Origin of the sequence: Aquitalea sp. USM4, from assembly GCF_004328945.1 — a bacterium.
Lineage (GTDB): Bacteria > Pseudomonadota > Gammaproteobacteria > Burkholderiales > Chromobacteriaceae > Aquitalea > Aquitalea pelogenes.
The window spans coordinates 3,206,117-3,221,895 of record NZ_CP029539.1 but is presented as its reverse complement, the minus strand read 5'-3'; the positions used below and the strand labels follow the sequence as shown (position 1 = coordinate 3,221,895).

Annotated in this window: 18 protein-coding genes; 17 read left to right on the top strand and 1 reads right to left on the bottom strand. The window is 63.6% G+C overall.

All coding sequences use genetic code 11. The features are described 5' to 3' along the window. Positions 1-417: 417 nt before the first annotated feature. The 17 genes from DKK66_RS14885 to DKK66_RS14805 all read left to right on the top strand — a co-directional run bounded on the left by DKK66_RS14885 (position 418) and on the right by DKK66_RS14805 (position 14,853). A complete protein-coding gene (locus tag DKK66_RS14885) occupies positions 418-630 on the top strand; it encodes a hypothetical protein (protein ID WP_131359374.1) in 213 nt (70 codons plus the stop codon). A gap of 156 nt (positions 631-786) precedes the next feature. Then, the gene (gene hybD / locus DKK66_RS14880; protein WP_131359372.1) at positions 787-1,395 is read left to right on the top strand and encodes a HyaD/HybD family hydrogenase maturation endopeptidase; all 609 of its coding nucleotides are present in this window, start codon (positions 787-789) and stop codon (positions 1,393-1,395) included. After that, positions 1,395-1,718 carry a HypC/HybG/HupF family hydrogenase formation chaperone gene (locus DKK66_RS14875; protein WP_131359370.1) on the top strand — a complete coding sequence of 108 codons (324 nt, stop codon included), beginning with the start codon at positions 1,395-1,397 and terminating at the stop codon, positions 1,716-1,718. The genes hybD and DKK66_RS14875 overlap by 1 nt, the downstream gene beginning before the upstream one ends. After that, positions 1,718-2,158, top strand: a complete 441-nt coding sequence (locus DKK66_RS14870) for a hypothetical protein (RefSeq protein WP_131359368.1) — start codon at positions 1,718-1,720, stop codon at positions 2,156-2,158. The genes DKK66_RS14875 and DKK66_RS14870 overlap by 1 nt, the downstream gene beginning before the upstream one ends. Then, positions 2,155-3,018: a hydrogenase expression/formation protein gene (locus DKK66_RS14865; RefSeq protein WP_131359366.1), complete on the top strand. Its 864-nt coding sequence runs from the start codon at positions 2,155-2,157 to the stop codon at positions 3,016-3,018. Before DKK66_RS14870 ends, DKK66_RS14865 begins: the two co-directional genes overlap by 4 nt. Beyond that, entirely contained in the window at positions 3,018-3,242 is a 225-nt protein-coding gene (locus DKK66_RS14860) for a rubredoxin (protein ID WP_131359364.1), read from the top strand. The genes DKK66_RS14865 and DKK66_RS14860 overlap by 1 nt, the downstream gene beginning before the upstream one ends. After that, positions 3,239-3,703: a [NiFe]-hydrogenase assembly chaperone HybE gene (gene hybE, locus DKK66_RS14855; RefSeq protein ID WP_131359362.1), complete on the top strand. Its 465-nt coding sequence runs from the start codon at positions 3,239-3,241 to the stop codon at positions 3,701-3,703. Before DKK66_RS14860 ends, hybE begins: the two co-directional genes overlap by 4 nt. Further along, positions 3,700-4,713, top strand: coding sequence for a hypothetical protein (locus tag DKK66_RS14850; protein WP_131359360.1), 1,014 nt, complete (start codon positions 3,700-3,702; stop codon positions 4,711-4,713). The genes hybE and DKK66_RS14850 overlap by 4 nt, the downstream gene beginning before the upstream one ends. Further along, on the top strand, positions 4,706-5,047 hold the full coding sequence (gene hypA, locus DKK66_RS14845) for a hydrogenase maturation nickel metallochaperone HypA (RefSeq protein ID WP_197077103.1): 342 nt from the start codon (positions 4,706-4,708) through the stop codon (positions 5,045-5,047). The genes DKK66_RS14850 and hypA overlap by 8 nt, the downstream gene beginning before the upstream one ends. 72 nt (positions 5,048-5,119) lie before the next feature. Continuing rightward, positions 5,120-6,157 (top strand): hydrogenase nickel incorporation protein HypB, encoded by a 1,038-nt coding sequence (gene hypB / locus DKK66_RS14840; protein WP_131359358.1) that lies wholly within the window; start codon positions 5,120-5,122, stop codon positions 6,155-6,157. Between the two features lie 3 nt (positions 6,158-6,160). Then, the gene (hypF, locus tag DKK66_RS14835; RefSeq protein ID WP_207389790.1) at positions 6,161-8,473 is read left to right on the top strand and encodes a carbamoyltransferase HypF; all 2,313 of its coding nucleotides are present in this window, start codon (positions 6,161-6,163) and stop codon (positions 8,471-8,473) included. A 45-nt stretch (positions 8,474-8,518) separates the two neighbouring features. Then, positions 8,519-8,746 (top strand): HypC/HybG/HupF family hydrogenase formation chaperone, encoded by a 228-nt coding sequence (locus DKK66_RS14830; protein WP_045845135.1) that lies wholly within the window; start codon positions 8,519-8,521, stop codon positions 8,744-8,746. Continuing rightward, positions 8,743-9,861, top strand: coding sequence for a hydrogenase formation protein HypD (hypD, locus tag DKK66_RS14825; RefSeq protein ID WP_045845136.1), 1,119 nt, complete (start codon positions 8,743-8,745; stop codon positions 9,859-9,861). The genes DKK66_RS14830 and hypD overlap by 4 nt, the downstream gene beginning before the upstream one ends. Beyond that, positions 9,858-10,898, top strand: coding sequence for a hydrogenase expression/formation protein HypE (gene hypE, locus DKK66_RS14820; RefSeq protein ID WP_131359356.1), 1,041 nt, complete (start codon positions 9,858-9,860; stop codon positions 10,896-10,898). The genes hypD and hypE overlap by 4 nt, the downstream gene beginning before the upstream one ends. A gap of 94 nt (positions 10,899-10,992) precedes the next feature. Continuing rightward, the gene (locus DKK66_RS14815; protein WP_045845138.1) at positions 10,993-12,432 is read left to right on the top strand and encodes a sigma-54 dependent transcriptional regulator; all 1,440 of its coding nucleotides are present in this window, start codon (positions 10,993-10,995) and stop codon (positions 12,430-12,432) included. Then, positions 12,416-13,417, top strand: a complete 1,002-nt coding sequence (locus tag DKK66_RS14810; protein ID WP_131359354.1) for a HupU protein — start codon at positions 12,416-12,418, stop codon at positions 13,415-13,417. The genes DKK66_RS14815 and DKK66_RS14810 overlap by 17 nt, the downstream gene beginning before the upstream one ends. Then, entirely contained in the window at positions 13,414-14,853 is a 1,440-nt protein-coding gene (locus DKK66_RS14805; protein ID WP_131359352.1) for a nickel-dependent hydrogenase large subunit, read from the top strand. Before DKK66_RS14810 ends, DKK66_RS14805 begins: the two co-directional genes overlap by 4 nt. A gap of 49 nt (positions 14,854-14,902) precedes the next feature. On the opposite strand, the gene DKK66_RS14800 is transcribed toward DKK66_RS14805, so the two are convergent. After that, positions 14,903-15,712, bottom strand: coding sequence for a hypothetical protein (locus DKK66_RS14800; protein ID WP_131359350.1), 810 nt, complete (start codon positions 15,710-15,712; stop codon positions 14,903-14,905). Between the last annotated feature and the right edge of the window lie 67 nt (positions 15,713-15,779).

Here is a 15,779-nt window from a genome sequence, read left to right as displayed (position 1 = left end):
GCAAAACTAAGATTGTTTATTCTGAGTGTATTTTCTGGCCAAGCATGATGAAAAAGGTGTACTTAGGATCTAGAAATGCTGTGAGCGTCTCTTTCCGATAGGGAGCGCGTCCGGAATTCAGTTACGAAGCGGTCATTGCTGATCCCATCAAGGAATGACCGCTTAGGCCAAATTTGAGACCTTGGCCCCATATCTCGGCAATGGCCGCTCCTGGTCGAAAGCTGACTCTTTCCGATTACTAGCAGCCTGACATACCTTACCATGACAATACCCATATTGCATGAAAATGCAATGGCTTAGCGGGCTACCAATCTCAGATATCACTCATCGCCACCTGGCTGTACCGAACCCCTTCCCGATCTTCCCCCGTCCTGACTTTCCCTACGATTTGCCTCATGTCCTGCATGAGGAAATATCGTGTCCCGCACCATCAAGCTGATCGTCATCCACTGCGCTGCCAGCCCCAATGGCAAGATGCTTGGCGCTGCGTCCGGGACTGCCGCAGCCTTCATTGACCAGTGGCATGCCCAACGCGGTTCTCACCGCCAGTCGACCGCCATTCCCGAAACAGCCTTGTCCATTTCCGGGAACGCGTCCATGCATGGCAGCTACCTGATCACTACTGGTTAGATGGTTTGCACTTTTACTTTCCATTTGTCAGGGCTATGTCCTTGCATCGCATATGGAATACGCCTCAAGCCACTGATCTGACACACATTCCCCGCAAGCCCGGCACTGGCATGAATCTTGATCTGTAACCCGTTCCGTTACAGCAGTATCGAAACCATGCACACCGCACACATCACCATCATGGGGCTGGGCAACCTGCTCTGGGCTGACGAAGGCTTTGGCGTACGCGCCGCCGAGCAGCTGTTTGCCCGCTACCAGCTCCCTGCCAACGTCGACGTTGTGGACGGTGGCACCCAAGGCTTGTTGCTGCTGCCCTATGTGGAAGAAGCGGACCGGCTGATCCTGTTCGACGCCATCGACTTCGGCCTCACGCCCGGCACGCTCAAGGTGTACCGCGACGATGCCGTACCGGCCTATCTCACCGCCAAGAAAATGAGCTTGCACCAGACCGGTTTTTCCGAGGTGCTGGCTCTGGCCGACCTCAAGGGCAATCTGCCCGGCCAGATTGTGCTGATCGGCGTGCAACCGGTGCAGCTGGAAGACTATGGCGGCAGCCTGACCGACGCCGTGCGTGCACAGCTGGAACCGGCCATTCAACTGGCCGTGCAGCAGTTGCAGGACTGGGGCGTCAGCCTGTCACCCCGCCAGGACGACGACCGGCTGAATCACGCCAGCCTGGACATGCAGCGCTATGAAGACGAACGCCCGTCAGCCGAACTGGCCTGTCGCATCGGCGACGACCGCGTGCTGCAAGGAGAAGGCTGATGTGTCTGGGCATTCCCATGCAAGTGGAACGCTGTCACGAACTGGTGGCCGACTGTCAGCACGCCGGGCAATGGCAAACGGTAGACCTGTCGCTGGTGGGCGAAGTACAGCCCGGTGACTGGCTGCTGGTATTCATGGGCGCGGCACGCGAGGTGCTAAGCGCCGAACGTGCGGCCGACATTCTGGACGCGCTGGCCGCACTGGATGCCGCCATGAACGGCCGTTTCGACCCGGCCATCCATCTGGCCGACCTCAATCAGCGCGAACCTCAGCTGCCACCGCATCTGCAGGCGCAATTGGACGCACAAAGGAAAACCTCCTGATGAGCAACCCGCAAGACAATCTACTGCAACGGCTGGCTGACAGCGGCTACCAGGCCGTTGATGCCGCCAGCCTGGACCAGTTGGCCGCTACCACGCCAAACCTGATCGTGATGCTGAATGCCGACCCGGTGAAATACCCGGAAGTGCTGGACAATGTGGTGATCGTGCCGGAAGTGCTGCGCGAATTCCCCGCCGATACCTTCCGTGTGGCCTATGCCGACCTGCCCGCCAGCCAGGCCATTGCCAAACGCTTTGGCATCCTGAAATTCCCCGCCCTGCTGTTTCTGCGTCAGGGCGAATACGTGGGCATCATCGCCGGCCTGCAGGACTGGCCGGACATCGTGCACAGCTTTGCCGACAAGCTGACCGCCCCCACCCGTCGCCCGCCTTCGGTCGGCATTCCGGTCACCAGTGCCAGCAGCGAGAAAGGTTGCGCATGAACATCAAACCCTTCCCCGTCGCCGTGGTGGGCCTTGGCCCCGGTTCGCAACCGGAAGACCCGGACCTGGCCTACATGCCGCTGCCGCGTGAAATCGACAGCTTCGACCAGCCCACCCTGCCCACCTCGGAAGAGGTGGAACACCTGCATGCCGCCAAACAGGTGATTGCCGAGCTGATTGCCCAGTTGCAGGGCTATCAGGGTGATGCCGAGGTTTACCCGGTGCAGGACATCAGCCAGCTTGATGCCGCCAACCGCCAGCTGATCAACCAGCTATTGGGCGAAGGCGAGGTGTCCTGTCGGGTGAAACTGCTGGACGGACGCGAACTGGACATGCAGGAGTCGGTATTCGCCGGTATCTGGCGCGTGCTGGAAAGCAGCGCCGATGGCCAGTTGCTGGCCGACCGCATCGAAGCCTGCCCGATTCCCGCCCCCGTATGGCAGGCTGCCCGCGCGTTTGGCAAAGGTGAGCTGGACATCCCCACCCTGCCCGACCAGCTGATGAATGCCGGGCCGGTACTGACCGAAATTGCCGCCGCCATGCAAAACCCCGGCAGCGAGGCCCATATCATCAACTTTTCCTTGCTGCCGATGAGCCCGGCCGACATGGACTGCCTGGATGCCATCCTGGGGCCGGGCAATAGCGGGGTGTTTTCCCGTGGCTATGGCAAATGCCGCATCATGGCCACCTCACTACGCAATGTCTGGCGCGTGCAGTACTTCAACGGCATGAACAGCATCTTGCTGGATACGCTGGAAATCACCCGCATTCCGGAAGTGGCGCTGGCCTCGGAAGACGATCTGGCCGACTCGCTGGACCGCCTGCAGGAAGCCTGGCAGTGGTTGCAAGGGGAATACTGATGGACGGGCGCTTTGAAGGCTCCTATCTGGGGCGCGATGACAGCCTGGCGGACGATGCGCGCATGGAATGCAAGATCTGCTGGTGGGTGTACGACCCGGCCCAGGGCGACGATGTATGGCAGATTCCGCCCGGCACGCCGTTTTCCGCCCTGCCGGAACACTGGCGCTGCCCGGTATGCGATGGCGCACGCGACCAGTTCATGGTGCTGGACAGCCCGGCATGAACCCAGCCCACAACCCCGGCCTCCGGCTGGAACAGCTGTTCCGCCAGATTGCCGACACCCGCATGCAGGGCATTCCCATCCTCAACCCGGCCTTGCAGGTACAGGCCATCGGCTTTCAGCAGTGGGACGGCCCGCATGGCCAGCTATGGGTGGGCGTGCTGCTCACCCCCTGGTTCATGAACCTGTTGCTGCTGCCTGCCGCAGCCGACAGCCTGCCGCCGGTGCCACCGGGGGGCGAGGTGGTGGTGCAACTGCCGGGTGACGCCCTGCCCTTCATGGCTGGCCATGAAGACGCACTGGGCGACTACCGGCTGTGCTCGCTGTTTTCGCCGGTGCTGCAATTTGCCGATCAGGCCAGTGCCTGTGCTACGGCAGAAGAAGTACTCAAGCTGCTGTTTCCACCGGCACAGCCCGCCGCACCGGATATGTCCCGCCGTCGCCTGTTTGGACTGAGCCGATGAATACCGACCGGATTCACATTGTCCTGAGCCAGAACAAGGACAGCACGACTGCCGTTCGCGTAAGCTGGCCGCGCATGGAGGCCGAGCGCCTGTTCATCGGCCAATCCGTGGCACAGGTCGAGGCCATGACGCCCCTGTTGTTCACCCTGTGTGCCAGGGCGCAGAGCCTGGCCGCCCGACTGGTGCTGCAACAGGCGGCCGGTCAGCAGGCCATTGCTAGTGATGAACAGCATGCCATGCTGACACTGGAAGCCGTGCGGGAAACCCTGCGCAAGCTGCTGCTGGACTGGTCGCAGGCTTTTGACGGTGCACCGGCGGCGGCACAGTGGACCGCACAATGGCGCGCGGCACAGGATCTGCCCACCCTGCGCAGTCTGGCCGAAGCCTTTGTCTACGGCGAAGACTGCCAGCACTGGCTGCAACGCGGCGAAGACGGCTGGCTGGCCTGGCTGATGCAAAGCGATACCGCACCGGCGCGCTGGCTGCGCATGCTGGATCAGCCGCTGCCGGGCTGTACGCTGCTGCCCCCGCTTGGCGCTGGCATGCTGGCGACGCATCTGGCCGACTGGCTGCGTCCCGGCGGGCCGGTGTGGCAGGGACAGGCATGTGAAGTGAGCGCACTGGCACGCGAGGCGGATCAACTGCCCGGCATGCTGGAAATGAATTTACGTCCGCGCGCACGGCTGCTGGCGCGGCTGCTGCAACTGGCGCGCTGGCTGAGCGGCACACAGCAACTGCAAGCCAGTGTCGCCAGCCTGCCCGATGGCGCGCTGGCGCTGGTGGAAACCGCACGCGGGCCGCTGTTGCATCTGGCGGCGCTGGATGCAGCAGGCCGCATCAGCCGTTACCGGGTGCTGCCGCCCACACTGTGGCATGCGCATCCGGAAGGGGTATTGCGGGTAAGCCTGGGTTTTCTGGCCAAGGCCAATGCCGCAGAATGGCAGCGCCAGATCAGCCTGATCGACCCCTGTGTGGCGTACAGCGTGAGCAAGGAAACCGAATATGCATGAAATGTCACTGGCCGAAGGCATCGTCCAGTTGCTGGAAGACCAGGCCAGGGCCCAGGACTTCAGCCGGGTCAAACAGGTGTGGCTGAGCATAGGCGAGCTGGCCGGGGTGGAAGTGGAAGCCCTGGATTTTTGCCTGGAAGTGGTCAGCCGCGACACGCTGGCCGATGGCGCGCGCTTTCACTTTGTGCGCCAGCCCGGTGAAGGCTGGTGCCTGGCCTGCAGCCAGAGCGTGGCTGTCCATGCCCGCTTTGATGCCTGCCCACTGTGCGGCAAGCATCAGGTGCAAGTAACCGGTGGCGATGAAATGCGCGTCAGCGAACTGGAAGTGGAATAAGCCCCGCCCCATGAATACCGGCAAGTGGCCACCGGCCGCTGCCATCAGAATGAAAAACAAGGAGAGGCAGCAATGTGTACCGTTTGCGGCTGCAGCAAAAGCAATGTGAAGATTGAAGGCCGGGCTCCCGGCGGCGTGAAGTTTCCGTATCGCCCGCACCATGCGCATGATCATGGCCATTCCCACGACCACGACCACGACCACGACCACGACCACGACCACGACCACGACCATCATCATGTCCACGCCCGCCCGGCACCGGCAAGCCCGGCAGACCAGGCGGCAGAACATCAGCCCACGCTCAGCCAGCAGGCGGGTGGCGCGGCGCTGCATTACGGTCAGGGCGCGGCCCATGCCCATGCGCCGGGCCTGAGCCAGGCGCGCATGGTGAAGATCGAGCAGGACATCCTGTCCAAGAACGATGGCTATGCCGCGCAAAACCGCCAGTGGCTGCGTGACCGCGGCATCTTTGCATTGAATCTGGTGTCCAGCCCCGGTTCGGGCAAAACCACCCTGCTGGCCGAAACCATCCGCCAGCTGGGCAGCGACACCCTGGTATACGTGGTGGAAGGCGACCAGCAAACCAGCAACGATGCCGAGCGCATCCGCGCGGCCGGCGCACCGGCCATCCAGATCAACACCGGCAAGGGCTGCCATCTGGACGCCCACATGGTGGGCCAGGCGCTGGAACAGCTGAACCCGGCCGACGACAGCCTGTTGCTGATCGAAAACGTCGGCAATCTGGTGTGCCCGGCCGCTTTCGATCTGGGCGAGGCGCACAAGGTGGCCATCCTCTCCGTGACCGAAGGCGAGGACAAACCGCTGAAGTATCCGGACATGTTTGCCGCCGCCGACATCATGCTGCTGACCAAGATAGACCTGCTGCGCCATCTGGATTTCGACGTGGACGTGTGCATTGCCAACGCCCGCCGCATCAACCCCAAAATCAAGGTATTGCAGCTGTCCAGCAAGAGCGGCGACGGCATGGACCTGTGGATTGACTGGCTGTTGCTGGAAATGAACGATGCCCAGCTGGTGAAGCAGCGTGAAGTGGCCCGCCTGCGCCAGCAGATTGCCGCGCTGGAACAGCAGTTGCAGGAGCGCCGCTGAATCATGCCGACACAACGCTTGCGACTGGCCATCCGCGGCCGGGTTCAGGGAGTGGGCTTCCGTCCCTTCATCTGGCGCACCGCCCAGGCGGAAGGCCTGTCCGGCTTTGTACACAACAGTGGCGAGGGCGTGACGGTGGAACTGCAAGGCAGCAGTAGCCAGCTGGCCGCCTTCCAGCTGCAACTGCAACAGCACCTGCCGCCGCTGGCCCAGATCGACAGCATGCAGCAAACCCTGCTGGACCCATTGCCGGACGAAGACGGTTTTGAAATCCGCAGCAGCAGCGGCAGCACCACCCAGGCACGCCTGCCTGCCGACAGCGCCACCTGTCCGGCCTGCCTCGCCGAATTGTTCAACCCCGCTGACCGCCGCTATCGCTACCCTTTCATCAACTGTACCGATTGCGGCCCGCGCTACACCGTCACCCATCGCCTGCCCTACGACCGGGCCAACACCAGCATGCTGCCCTTCTTGCTGTGCCCGACCTGTCGCAGCGAATACCAGAGCCCGCACAGCCGCCGCTTTCATGCCGAACCTACCGCCTGTCCGGACTGTGGCCCGCAGCTGCAACTGACCGACCGCTTTGGCATTGCCCTGAATGGCGACCCGCTGCACGGCGCATGGCAGATCCTGCAGATGGGCCGCAGCATTGCCATGAAGGGCCTGGGCGGTTTTCATCTGGTGTGCGACGCCACCAATCCTGAGGCCGTGGCGCGGCTGCGACAGCTCAAGCATCGCCCCGGCAAGCCACTGGCAGTGATGGCGCTCAATGTGGAATCCGTCCGCGCCTTTTGTGAAGTCAGCCCGCAGGAAGCCGCCTGGCTGCAACGCCCGGAACGGCCCATCGTGCTGCTGCAAAAGAAACCGGAAGCCGACCAGCGGATGCCGGACATCGCGCCCGGCATTGCCGCCATCGGCGTGATGCTGCCCTACACCCCGCTGCAATGGCTGCTGTTCCACGAAGCGCTGGGTCGCCCGCAAGGCGAGCAATGGCGCGAGCAAGCCTGTGAGCAAACCTGGGTGATGACCAGTGCCAACCTGTCCGGTGAACCCATTGTCACCAGCAATCAGGAAGCGCGTGAACGGCTGAACAAGGTGGCCGACGTGTTCCTGCTGCACAACCGCAGCATCGTCACCCGCTGCGACGACAGCGTAATGGCGCTGCAAGGCGGCCAGCCGCTGTTCTATCGCCGGGCGCGCGGCTTTGTGCCGGACCCATTGCCGCTGGCCGACAGCGGGCCGGACGTGCTGGCGCTGGGCGCTTATCTCAAGACCACGGCAACGGTGCTGCGCGGCAACGAGGCTTTTGTCTCGCAATATGTGGGCGACCTGGACCACCCGCTCAGTTGCGAGGCACTGGAACACACCGCCCAGCATCTGCTGGACCTGACCGGCGTCAGCCCGCAGGCCATTGCCTGCGATCTGCAACCGGACAGTTTTTCCAGCCAGTTGGCCCAACAATGGTCGCAACAGCTGGGGATTCCGGTGCTGCCGGTGCAGCACCACCATGCCCACCTGGCTGCCGTCATCGCCGAGCATGGCCTGCAAGGCCCGACGCTGGGTCTGGCACTGGACGGCTATGGCCTGGGCAAGAACGGCGGCGCCTGGGGCGGCGAACTGATGATGCTGGAAGGGGCCAGTTGCGAACGCATGGGTCATGTCACCCCCTTGCCGCTGCCCGGTGGCGACAAGGCCGCGCGCGAGCCCTGGCGCATGGCGGTGGGCTTGTGGCACCGGCTGACCGGCGAGCTGCCCTTGCCGCAGCACCTGAGCGAGCGCCCCGGCCTGCCCATGCTGCTGCGCCAGCTGGAAACCGGGCTCAACTGCCCGGACACCACCAGCATGGGCCGCTGGTTTGACGCCATTGCCGGCCTGACTGGCATCTGCCCGGAACAAAGCTTCGAGAGCGAAGCCGCACAAAAACTGGAAGCGCTGGCCGCGCCCTGTGCGCCGCTGGCCGGTGGCTGGCAGGTATCTGCCGCCAATTTGCTGGACCTCACCCCGCTGGCGCGCCAGTTGCTGCAACTGCACGACCCGGTGGCCATTGCCAGCCTGTGGCACGCCACGCTGGCGCATGCGCTGGCCGACTGGGCCGCACGTGCCGCCAGCACCACCGGCATACGGCAACTGTTGCTGGCCGGTGGCTGCTGCGCCAACCGCCAATTGCTGCAAGGCCTGCTGCCGCTGCTGCGTGATGCCGGCCTGCAAGTACACACCGCCCATGCCCTGCCGCCCAACGATGGCGGCCTGAGCCTGGGTCAGGCCTGGGTGGCCCGCCAGCGGCTGCTGCAGGGTAATGCGCAGCAATGGCGCTGATGCGCCTGCCCTTGCAGCGCAAACACAATAACAAGGAGAAACAATATGTGCCTGGCCATGCCGGTAAGAATCAGCCAGCTACTGCCCGACGAGATGGCCGTAGTGGACGTGGACGGTGTCAGCCGTGAAGTATCGGTCGCCCTGATCGACAGCCCGCAGGAAGGCGATTACGTCATCCTGCATGTCGGTTACGCCATCGGCAAACTGGACCCGGAAGAAGCAGCCCGCACCCTGGCCTTGATGGATCAACTGGCAGCGGGGGAGCAGGCATGAAATATGTAGACGAATTCCGCCGTGGCGATGTTGCCCGTGGCATGGCTGCGCAAATCAGCCGTCTGGTGGACCCGGCACGTGAATACCGGCTGATGGAGTTCTGCGGCGGCCACACCCACGCCATTGCCCGCTATGGTCTCACCGGCTTGCTGCCGGACAATATCAGGCTGATCCACGGCCCCGGCTGTCCGGTGTGCGTGTTGCCCATCGGCCGGGTGGATTCCGCCATCGAGCTGGCGCTGCGTCCGGATGTCATCCTGTGCAGCTATGGCGACACCCTGCGCGTACCGGCATCAAACAAGATGAGCCTGTACCAGGCGCGTGCCAAGGGCGCAGACGTGCGCATGGTGTACTCCACCAATGACGCCTTGCAGATTGCCCGCGACAACCCGCACAAGCAGGTGGTGTTCTTTGCCATCGGCTTTGAAACCACCACCCCGCCCACCGCACTGGCGCTATTGCAGGCGCGGCAGGAACAACTGGCCAATTTCAGTGTGTTCTGCAACCACGTGCTCACCCCGCCCGCCATGCGCCATCTGCTGGCCGCTGGCGATGCGGTACAGCTGGACGGCTTTATCGGCCCCTCCCACGTCAGCACCGTGATTGGCAGCGCACCCTATGCCGCCGTGGCCGCAGAGTTTGCCAAGCCGGTGGTGATTGCCGGTTTCGAACCGCTGGACGTGCTGCAGGCGGTGGCCATGCTGGTGGAACAGATCAACCAGGGCCGCACCGAGGTGGAAACCCAGTTCACCCGTGCCGTCACCCATGAAGGCAATCAGAAAGCCCGCGAGCGGGTGGCGCAAACCATGGTGCTGCGCGACAGCTTTGAATGGCGCGGCCTGGGCCAGGTGCCGCACTCCGCGCTGGCCATTCACCCCGACTTTGCCGAATTTGACGCCGAGTTGCGCTTTGCCCTGCCGTATCGTCACGTGCCGGACCACAAGGCCTGTGAGTGCGGTGCCATCCTGCGTGGCCAGAAGCAGCCGCAAGACTGCAAGGTATTCGGCATTGTCTGCACCCCGGACAACCCGCTGGGCTCCTGCATGGTGTCCAGCGAAGGGGCCTGTGCCGCCCATTACCACTATGGCCGTTTCGTACAGGGAGCCACGGCATGAGCAAGCCCTACACCCGTCCGCTCGACCTCAAGCACGGTCTGGTCAACCTTACCCACGGCAGCGGTGGTCGTGCCATGGCCCAGCTGGTGAGCGAGCTGTTTGCCGCCGAATTTGCCAACGACTGGCTGGCGCAGGGTAATGACCAGGCCATCCTGCCGCCACCGGGCGGACGCATCGCCATTGCCACCGACAGCCATGTCATCTCGCCCTTGTTCTTCCCCGGCGGCGACATCGGCAGCCTGGCGGTACATGGCACGGTGAACGACCTGGCCATGGGCGGTGCCACGCCGCTGTATCTGTCCGCCGGTTTCATTCTGGAAGAAGGCCTGCCGCTGGCTGATCTGGCGCGCATCGTGCGCTCCATGGCGGCCGCCGCACGCGAAGCCGGGGTGGCCATTGTCACCGGCGACACCAAGGTGGTGGAACGCGGCAAGGGCGATGGCGTGTTCATTTCCACCACCGGCGTGGGCGTGGTGGCCGACGGGGTGAACCTGTCCGGCGATCAGGCCCGCCCCGGCGATGTGATCCTGCTGTCCGGCACGCTGGGCGATCATGGCATGGCGGTGATGTCACAGCGTGAAGGGCTGGGCTTTGCCAGCCCCATCCTGTCCGACAGCGCAGCCCTGCACACGCTGGCTGCCGCACTGATGGCTGCCAGCCCCGGCCTGCGCCTGATGCGCGACCCCACCCGTGGCGGCCTGGCCACCACGCTCAACGAAATCGCCCAGCAGTCCGGCGTGGGCATGCGGCTGCAGGAAAGCGCCATCCCGGTACAGGCCAGCGTGCGCGCCGCCTGCGAATTTCTGGGATTGGACCCGCTCTACATCGCCAACGAGGGTAAACTGGTGGCCATTTGCCCGGCAGCAGAGGCAAACGCGGCGCTGGCGGCACTGCATGCCCACCCGCTGGGAAAGCAGGCGGCCATCATTGGCGAAGTGGTAGCCGACGCCCACCAGTTTGTGCGGGTGCAGACCGATTTTGGCGGCGAACGCCTGCTGGACTGGCTGAGCGGCGAAATGCTGCCGCGCATTTGTTGAGTGCTTGTCCGATACTGCAAGCAACCATACAGGCCGGGCCTGCCCGCACCATAGCAAACACAACGTACCGAACACACCTTGGGGAATAACAACAATGCGCGCCAAACCCGCCATCTTGCTGGTGGATGATGAAATCCGCTCTCTGGAAGCCCTGGAACGCACACTGGAAGACGACTTCACCCTGTTTACCGCCAATGGCGCTGCCGAGGCGCTGGCCATTCTGGATTCGGAATTCATTCAGGTCGTGGTGAGCGACCAGCGCATGCCGGACATGAGCGGCGTGGAGTTTCTCAAGCAGGTGCGCGAACGCTGCCCGCAAGTCATCCGCATCATCCTGTCCGGTTACACCGACAACGCCGACATCATTGCCGCCGTCAACGAAGCGGGTATCTATCAATACCTGCTCAAGCCGTGGCGGCCGGAATCGCTGCTGCTCACCGTGCAGGGCGCAGTGGAGCTGTTCCGCCTGCAGCAGGAAAACGAACTGCTGAACGTGGAGCTGAAATCGTCCGAACCCTGGCTCAAGGTGCGGGTGGACAGCAAGCGCGAGCAAATGCGCGAACGCTCGGCCATGGACAATATCGTGCGTGCGCCGGACAGCAGCATGAGCAAGATCTGCGCGCTGCTGTCGCGGGTGGCACCGTTTGACATCGCCGTGCTGATTGAAGGCGAATCCGGCGTGGGCAAGGAATTGCTGGCGCGTGCGCTGCACTATGCCAGTCACCGCCGCGACCGCCCCTTCGTGGTGGAAAACTGCGCCGCCATGCCGGAACAACTGCTGGAAAGCGAGCTGTTCGGCCACAAGCGCGGTGCCTTCACCGGGGCCTACCAGGACCGCATCGGCCTGTTCCAGCAAGCCGATGGCGGCACCATTTTCCTGGATGAAATCGGCGAAACCTCGCCCGCCTTCCAGGCCAAGCTGCTGCGCGTGCTGCAAGAGGGCGAAATCCGCCCGGTGGGCAGCCCGCGCCCGCTCAAGGTGAATGTGCGCGTGGTATCCGCCACCAACAAGCAACTGCCGGAGCTGGTACGCGCCGGTCAGTTTCGCGAAGACCTCTACTACCGCCTGTCCGCCTTTACCGTCAGCGTACCGCCGCTGCGCGACCGGCCACAGGACATTCCGCTGATTGCCCACAGCCTGCTGGAAGAAGCCTGCCAGCACTATCAGCGCCCGGCCGCCCACTTTGGCGCGGACACCCTGCAAGCCATGCAGGACTACCGCTGGCCGGGCAATGTGCGTCAGCTGCGCAACGAGATCAACCGCATGCTGGTATTGAGCGACGAAGACCGGCTGGGAGCCGAGCTGCTGTCGGCCGAAGTACTGCAGGCTGCGGCCGAAGAGCAAGTCGCCGAGCTGGCCTTTCTTTCCGGCCTGCCGGGCGATCTGAAAACCCGCATGGAAGAACTGGAAAAACAGATCCTGCGCGAAACCCTCACCCGGCTGCGCTGGAACAAAACCCGCGCGGCGGCCGAGCTGGGATTGTCCCGCGTCGGCCTGCGCAACAAGCTGACCCGCTATGGCCTCGAAAAATAAGCGCCTGCTGTGGCTGCAATCCGGCGGCTGCGGCGGCTGTACCCTGTCGCTGCTGAATGCCGAATCACCCAGCCTGTTTACCACGCTGGAGGACATCGGCATCGAGCTGATCTGGCACCCGAGCTTTGCCGAGCAAAGCCTGGATGAAGCCATGCACTTGCTGCAAGCCCTGGCCGATGGCAGCGAGCCGCTGGACATGCTCTGCCTGGAAGGATCGGTAATGACCGGTGCCGCCGGGCGCTTCCACCTGCTGCCGGACGGCCAAAGCATGAGCACGCTGATCGAACAACTGGCGCGCCGCGCCCGGCAAGTCATCGCCGTGGGCACTTGCGCTGCCTATGGCGGCATCAGCGCGGCGGGCGACAACCTGACCGGTGCGGTGGGGCTGAACCACAGCGGCAATCATCCGGGCGGACTGCTGGGCGGAGATTTCCACGCCGCAGGCGGACTGCCGGTGGTGAACATCTCCGGCTGCCCCACCCATCCGGGCTGGGTACTGGAAACCCTGGCCTTGCTGGCCAGTGACAGCCTCAAGGCCAGCGACCTCGACCCGCTGGGCCGCCCGCGCTTTTACGCCGACAAGCTGGTACACCACGGCTGCGACAAGAACGAATTCTACGAATTCAAGGCCAGCGCCACAGCACCGGGCCAGATGGGCTGCCTGATGGAACACGTGGGCTGCAAGGGCACCCAGGCCCATGCCGACTGCAACAGCCGTGGCTGGAATGGCGAGGGTTCCTGCCTCACCGGCGGCTACCCCTGCATCAACTGCACTGCGCCGGACTTTGCCGACCCCGGCCATGGTTTCTTCAGCACACCGCAGGTGGCCGGTTTCCCGGTAGGCCTGCCCACCGACATGCCCAAGGCCTGGTTTGTCGCACTGGCCACGCTGTCCAAATCCGCCACGCCGGCCCGGGTACGGCAGAATGCCACCCGCGACCGCCTGACCGTGCCACCCTCCCTGCCGAAAAAGAACAAAGCATGAGCCGCCGCATTCTTGGTCCCTTCAACCGTGTCGAGGGCGATCTGAACATCACGCTGGACTTTACCGATGGCAAGGTCAGCGCCGCCCGCGTCACCGCCCCGCTGTTTCGCGGTTTCGAACGGATATTGCTGGGCCGCGAGCCGCTGGACGCGCTGGCCATCGTGCCGCGCATCTGCGGCATCTGTTCGGTATCGCAATCGGTGGCGGCGGCCAATGCGCTGTCTGCCCTGTATGGCATCAGCCCGCCAGCCAATGGCCTGCATGTGCGCAATCTGGTCCATGCGGTGGAAAACATTGCCGACCATCTCAGCCATTTCTATTTGTTCTTCATGCCGGATTTTGCCCGCGCCGACTACCAGTCCCGGCCCTGGCATGCGGACACCCTCGCCCGCTTCCAGGCCCAGCGCGGCAGTAGCGTCGCCCCCATGCTGGAGGCACGCGCCATCCTGATGCGTTTCATGGGCAGCCTGGCCGGCCACTGGCCGCACACGCTGTGCCTGCAACCGGGTGGCGTCACCAAGGTGGTCAGTGCGGCCGAACGGGTGCGCTTGCAGCAATGGTTGCGCACCTTCCGCCGCTATCTGGAACAGCACACCTTCGGCCTGCCGCTGGAAGCCATCGCGGCACTGGACTCGGCAGAGGCACTGGCAAACTACCGCCAGCAAGCCCCCAATGCGGACTTTGCCTGTTTTCTGCACATTGCCGACAAGCTGCAATTGCACCAACTGGGCCGTAGCTACGACCGCTTTATTACGGCCGACGCCTATGCCGCGCCGGATGGCTGCTGGAGCCCGGCCGGGGTATGGCAGGACGGCAGTCGCCTGCCGCTGGAACTGGACGACATCAGCGAGGACAACCACAGCAGCTGGCTGGCTGGCGAGGGTTCGGCAACGCCCTTGCATAACGACACGGTACCGCTGCCGGACAAGGCCGAGGGCTACAGCTGGAGCAAGGCCCCGCGCATTGCCGGTGCCGCCGCCGAAACCGGCGCACTGGCGCGCGGCCTGCTGCGTGGCGAGCCACTGCTGCTTGCCCTGGTGGCAGAACATGGTGGCAATGTACTGAGCCGGGTGGTGGCGCGCCTTACCGAAGTGGCACGCATCGTGCCGCAGATGGAACAATGGCTGGCGGCATTGCAACTGGACGATGCGTTCCAGCTGGCCACCCCCACACAGCCACAACACAGCCAGGCCATCGGCCTGACCGAGGCGGCACGCGGCATGCTGGGGCACTGGGTGGCACTGGATGCCGGGCGCATCAGCCGCTACCAGATCATCGCGCCGACGACATGGAATTTCTCGCCGCGCGACAGCCAGGGCTTGCCCGGCCCGCTGGAAAAGGCACTGGAAGGGGTGGAAGCCAGCGACCCGCAAGCCTTGCACGTGCAGCACATCGTGCGCAGCTTCGACCCCTGTCAGGTGTGTACCACGCACTAGCGCAGCTTATCTTTCATGTCCGGCCATGTGCGCTTGCCCGGTTCCGGGATCAACGGCAGGTAAACAGCGGGTTGGTGTTGCTGACAAAGTCCTCGCGCTTGCCCAGCTTGCGCGTCATGGTGGAAACATGGCCAACACCGCCACCCGACTCGGTCTCGCCAAACCGTAGCTCAACCACGTCGCCCTTGCGGATCTGGCTGCCCTCAGCTACATGAAACAGCCATATTGGCTGATAGTAATATTCGCCAAAGATGTCGCGCAGCGCACAGGTCCCGACCCCTACCCGACCGGCAGCAAAGTCCGCATCGGAAAACTGCTGGTGCCTGGCCCGCTCGGCTCGGGCAAAGTCCAGCGTCCATGCCTGGACAGCCATGCCTGCTTCAACCGCTTGCGGCACACCATCCGCACCGAAGCGGCACTCCAGTTCCCGGAATACCGTGCCACCGGGGCGATAGCTATGCAGATAAAACGGCAGGGCGGAGGCATCGTCGATGGTGGCCTGGTACTGGAACAACTTCCCGCTCAATGCCGGATCAGCGTGTTTGCTGATCCGGACATAATCCTTCTCCTGCACCGTGCCACGCGCCGGTAACAACAGCAAGCGCTGCCACTGACGATAGCCATCATATGCATTTTCATCCGGAATCACACACCGCACCTGCACCAGCCGCCCGGCGCGGATTTCACTGTCAAATTGCTCCAGCCATGGTTCCAGTTGCGCAAACTGATGCAGCGCGGCGCGTTGCGTCGGTACCTCGCTGACCAGAACACGTCCCAGGCTGCCCTCATCGGGTGTCAGCTGACAAGCTGACAGCATCAGTACCAGCAAAGTCAGCAGCAGGCTTGAGCACCGCGTCATGACATCCCCCTGTATCAGCTCCACTCACTACGGCTTGCCCCGCCGCTCAGTCAGACAACAGCGATCA

What these genes read in the sequence shown, in the direction of transcription:
- DKK66_RS14865 (WP_131359366.1), top strand. Translation starts at nt 2,155, where the DNA reads ATGAACATCAAACCCTTCCCCGTCGCCGTGGTGGGCCTTGGCCCCGGT.
- hypB (WP_131359358.1), top strand. Translation starts at nt 5,120, where the DNA reads ATGTGTACCGTTTGCGGCTGCAGCAAAAGCAATGTGAAGATTGAAGGC.
- hybD (WP_131359372.1), top strand. Translation starts at nt 787, where the DNA reads ATGCACACCGCACACATCACCATCATGGGGCTGGGCAACCTGCTCTGG.
- DKK66_RS14815 (WP_045845138.1), top strand. Translation starts at nt 10,993, where the DNA reads ATGCGCGCCAAACCCGCCATCTTGCTGGTGGATGATGAAATCCGCTCT.
- hypF (WP_207389790.1), top strand. Translation starts at nt 6,161, where the DNA reads ATGCCGACACAACGCTTGCGACTGGCCATCCGCGGCCGGGTTCAGGGA.
- hybE (WP_131359362.1), top strand. Translation starts at nt 3,239, where the DNA reads ATGAACCCAGCCCACAACCCCGGCCTCCGGCTGGAACAGCTGTTCCGC.
- DKK66_RS14875 (WP_131359370.1), top strand. Translation starts at nt 1,395, where the DNA reads ATGTGTCTGGGCATTCCCATGCAAGTGGAACGCTGTCACGAACTGGTG.
- DKK66_RS14830 (WP_045845135.1), top strand. Translation starts at nt 8,519, where the DNA reads ATGTGCCTGGCCATGCCGGTAAGAATCAGCCAGCTACTGCCCGACGAG.
- DKK66_RS14870 (WP_131359368.1), top strand. Translation starts at nt 1,718, where the DNA reads ATGAGCAACCCGCAAGACAATCTACTGCAACGGCTGGCTGACAGCGGC.
- DKK66_RS14810 (WP_131359354.1), top strand. Translation starts at nt 12,416, where the DNA reads ATGGCCTCGAAAAATAAGCGCCTGCTGTGGCTGCAATCCGGCGGCTGC.
- hypA (WP_197077103.1), top strand. Translation starts at nt 4,706, where the DNA reads ATGCATGAAATGTCACTGGCCGAAGGCATCGTCCAGTTGCTGGAAGAC.
- DKK66_RS14805 (WP_131359352.1), top strand. Translation starts at nt 13,414, where the DNA reads ATGAGCCGCCGCATTCTTGGTCCCTTCAACCGTGTCGAGGGCGATCTG.
- DKK66_RS14800 (WP_131359350.1), bottom strand. Translation starts at nt 15,712, where the DNA reads ATGACGCGGTGCTCAAGCCTGCTGCTGACTTTGCTGGTACTGATGCTG.
- DKK66_RS14850 (WP_131359360.1), top strand. Translation starts at nt 3,700, where the DNA reads ATGAATACCGACCGGATTCACATTGTCCTGAGCCAGAACAAGGACAGC.
- hypE (WP_131359356.1), top strand. Translation starts at nt 9,858, where the DNA reads ATGAGCAAGCCCTACACCCGTCCGCTCGACCTCAAGCACGGTCTGGTC.
- hypD (WP_045845136.1), top strand. Translation starts at nt 8,743, where the DNA reads ATGAAATATGTAGACGAATTCCGCCGTGGCGATGTTGCCCGTGGCATG.
- DKK66_RS14860 (WP_131359364.1), top strand. Translation starts at nt 3,018, where the DNA reads ATGGACGGGCGCTTTGAAGGCTCCTATCTGGGGCGCGATGACAGCCTG.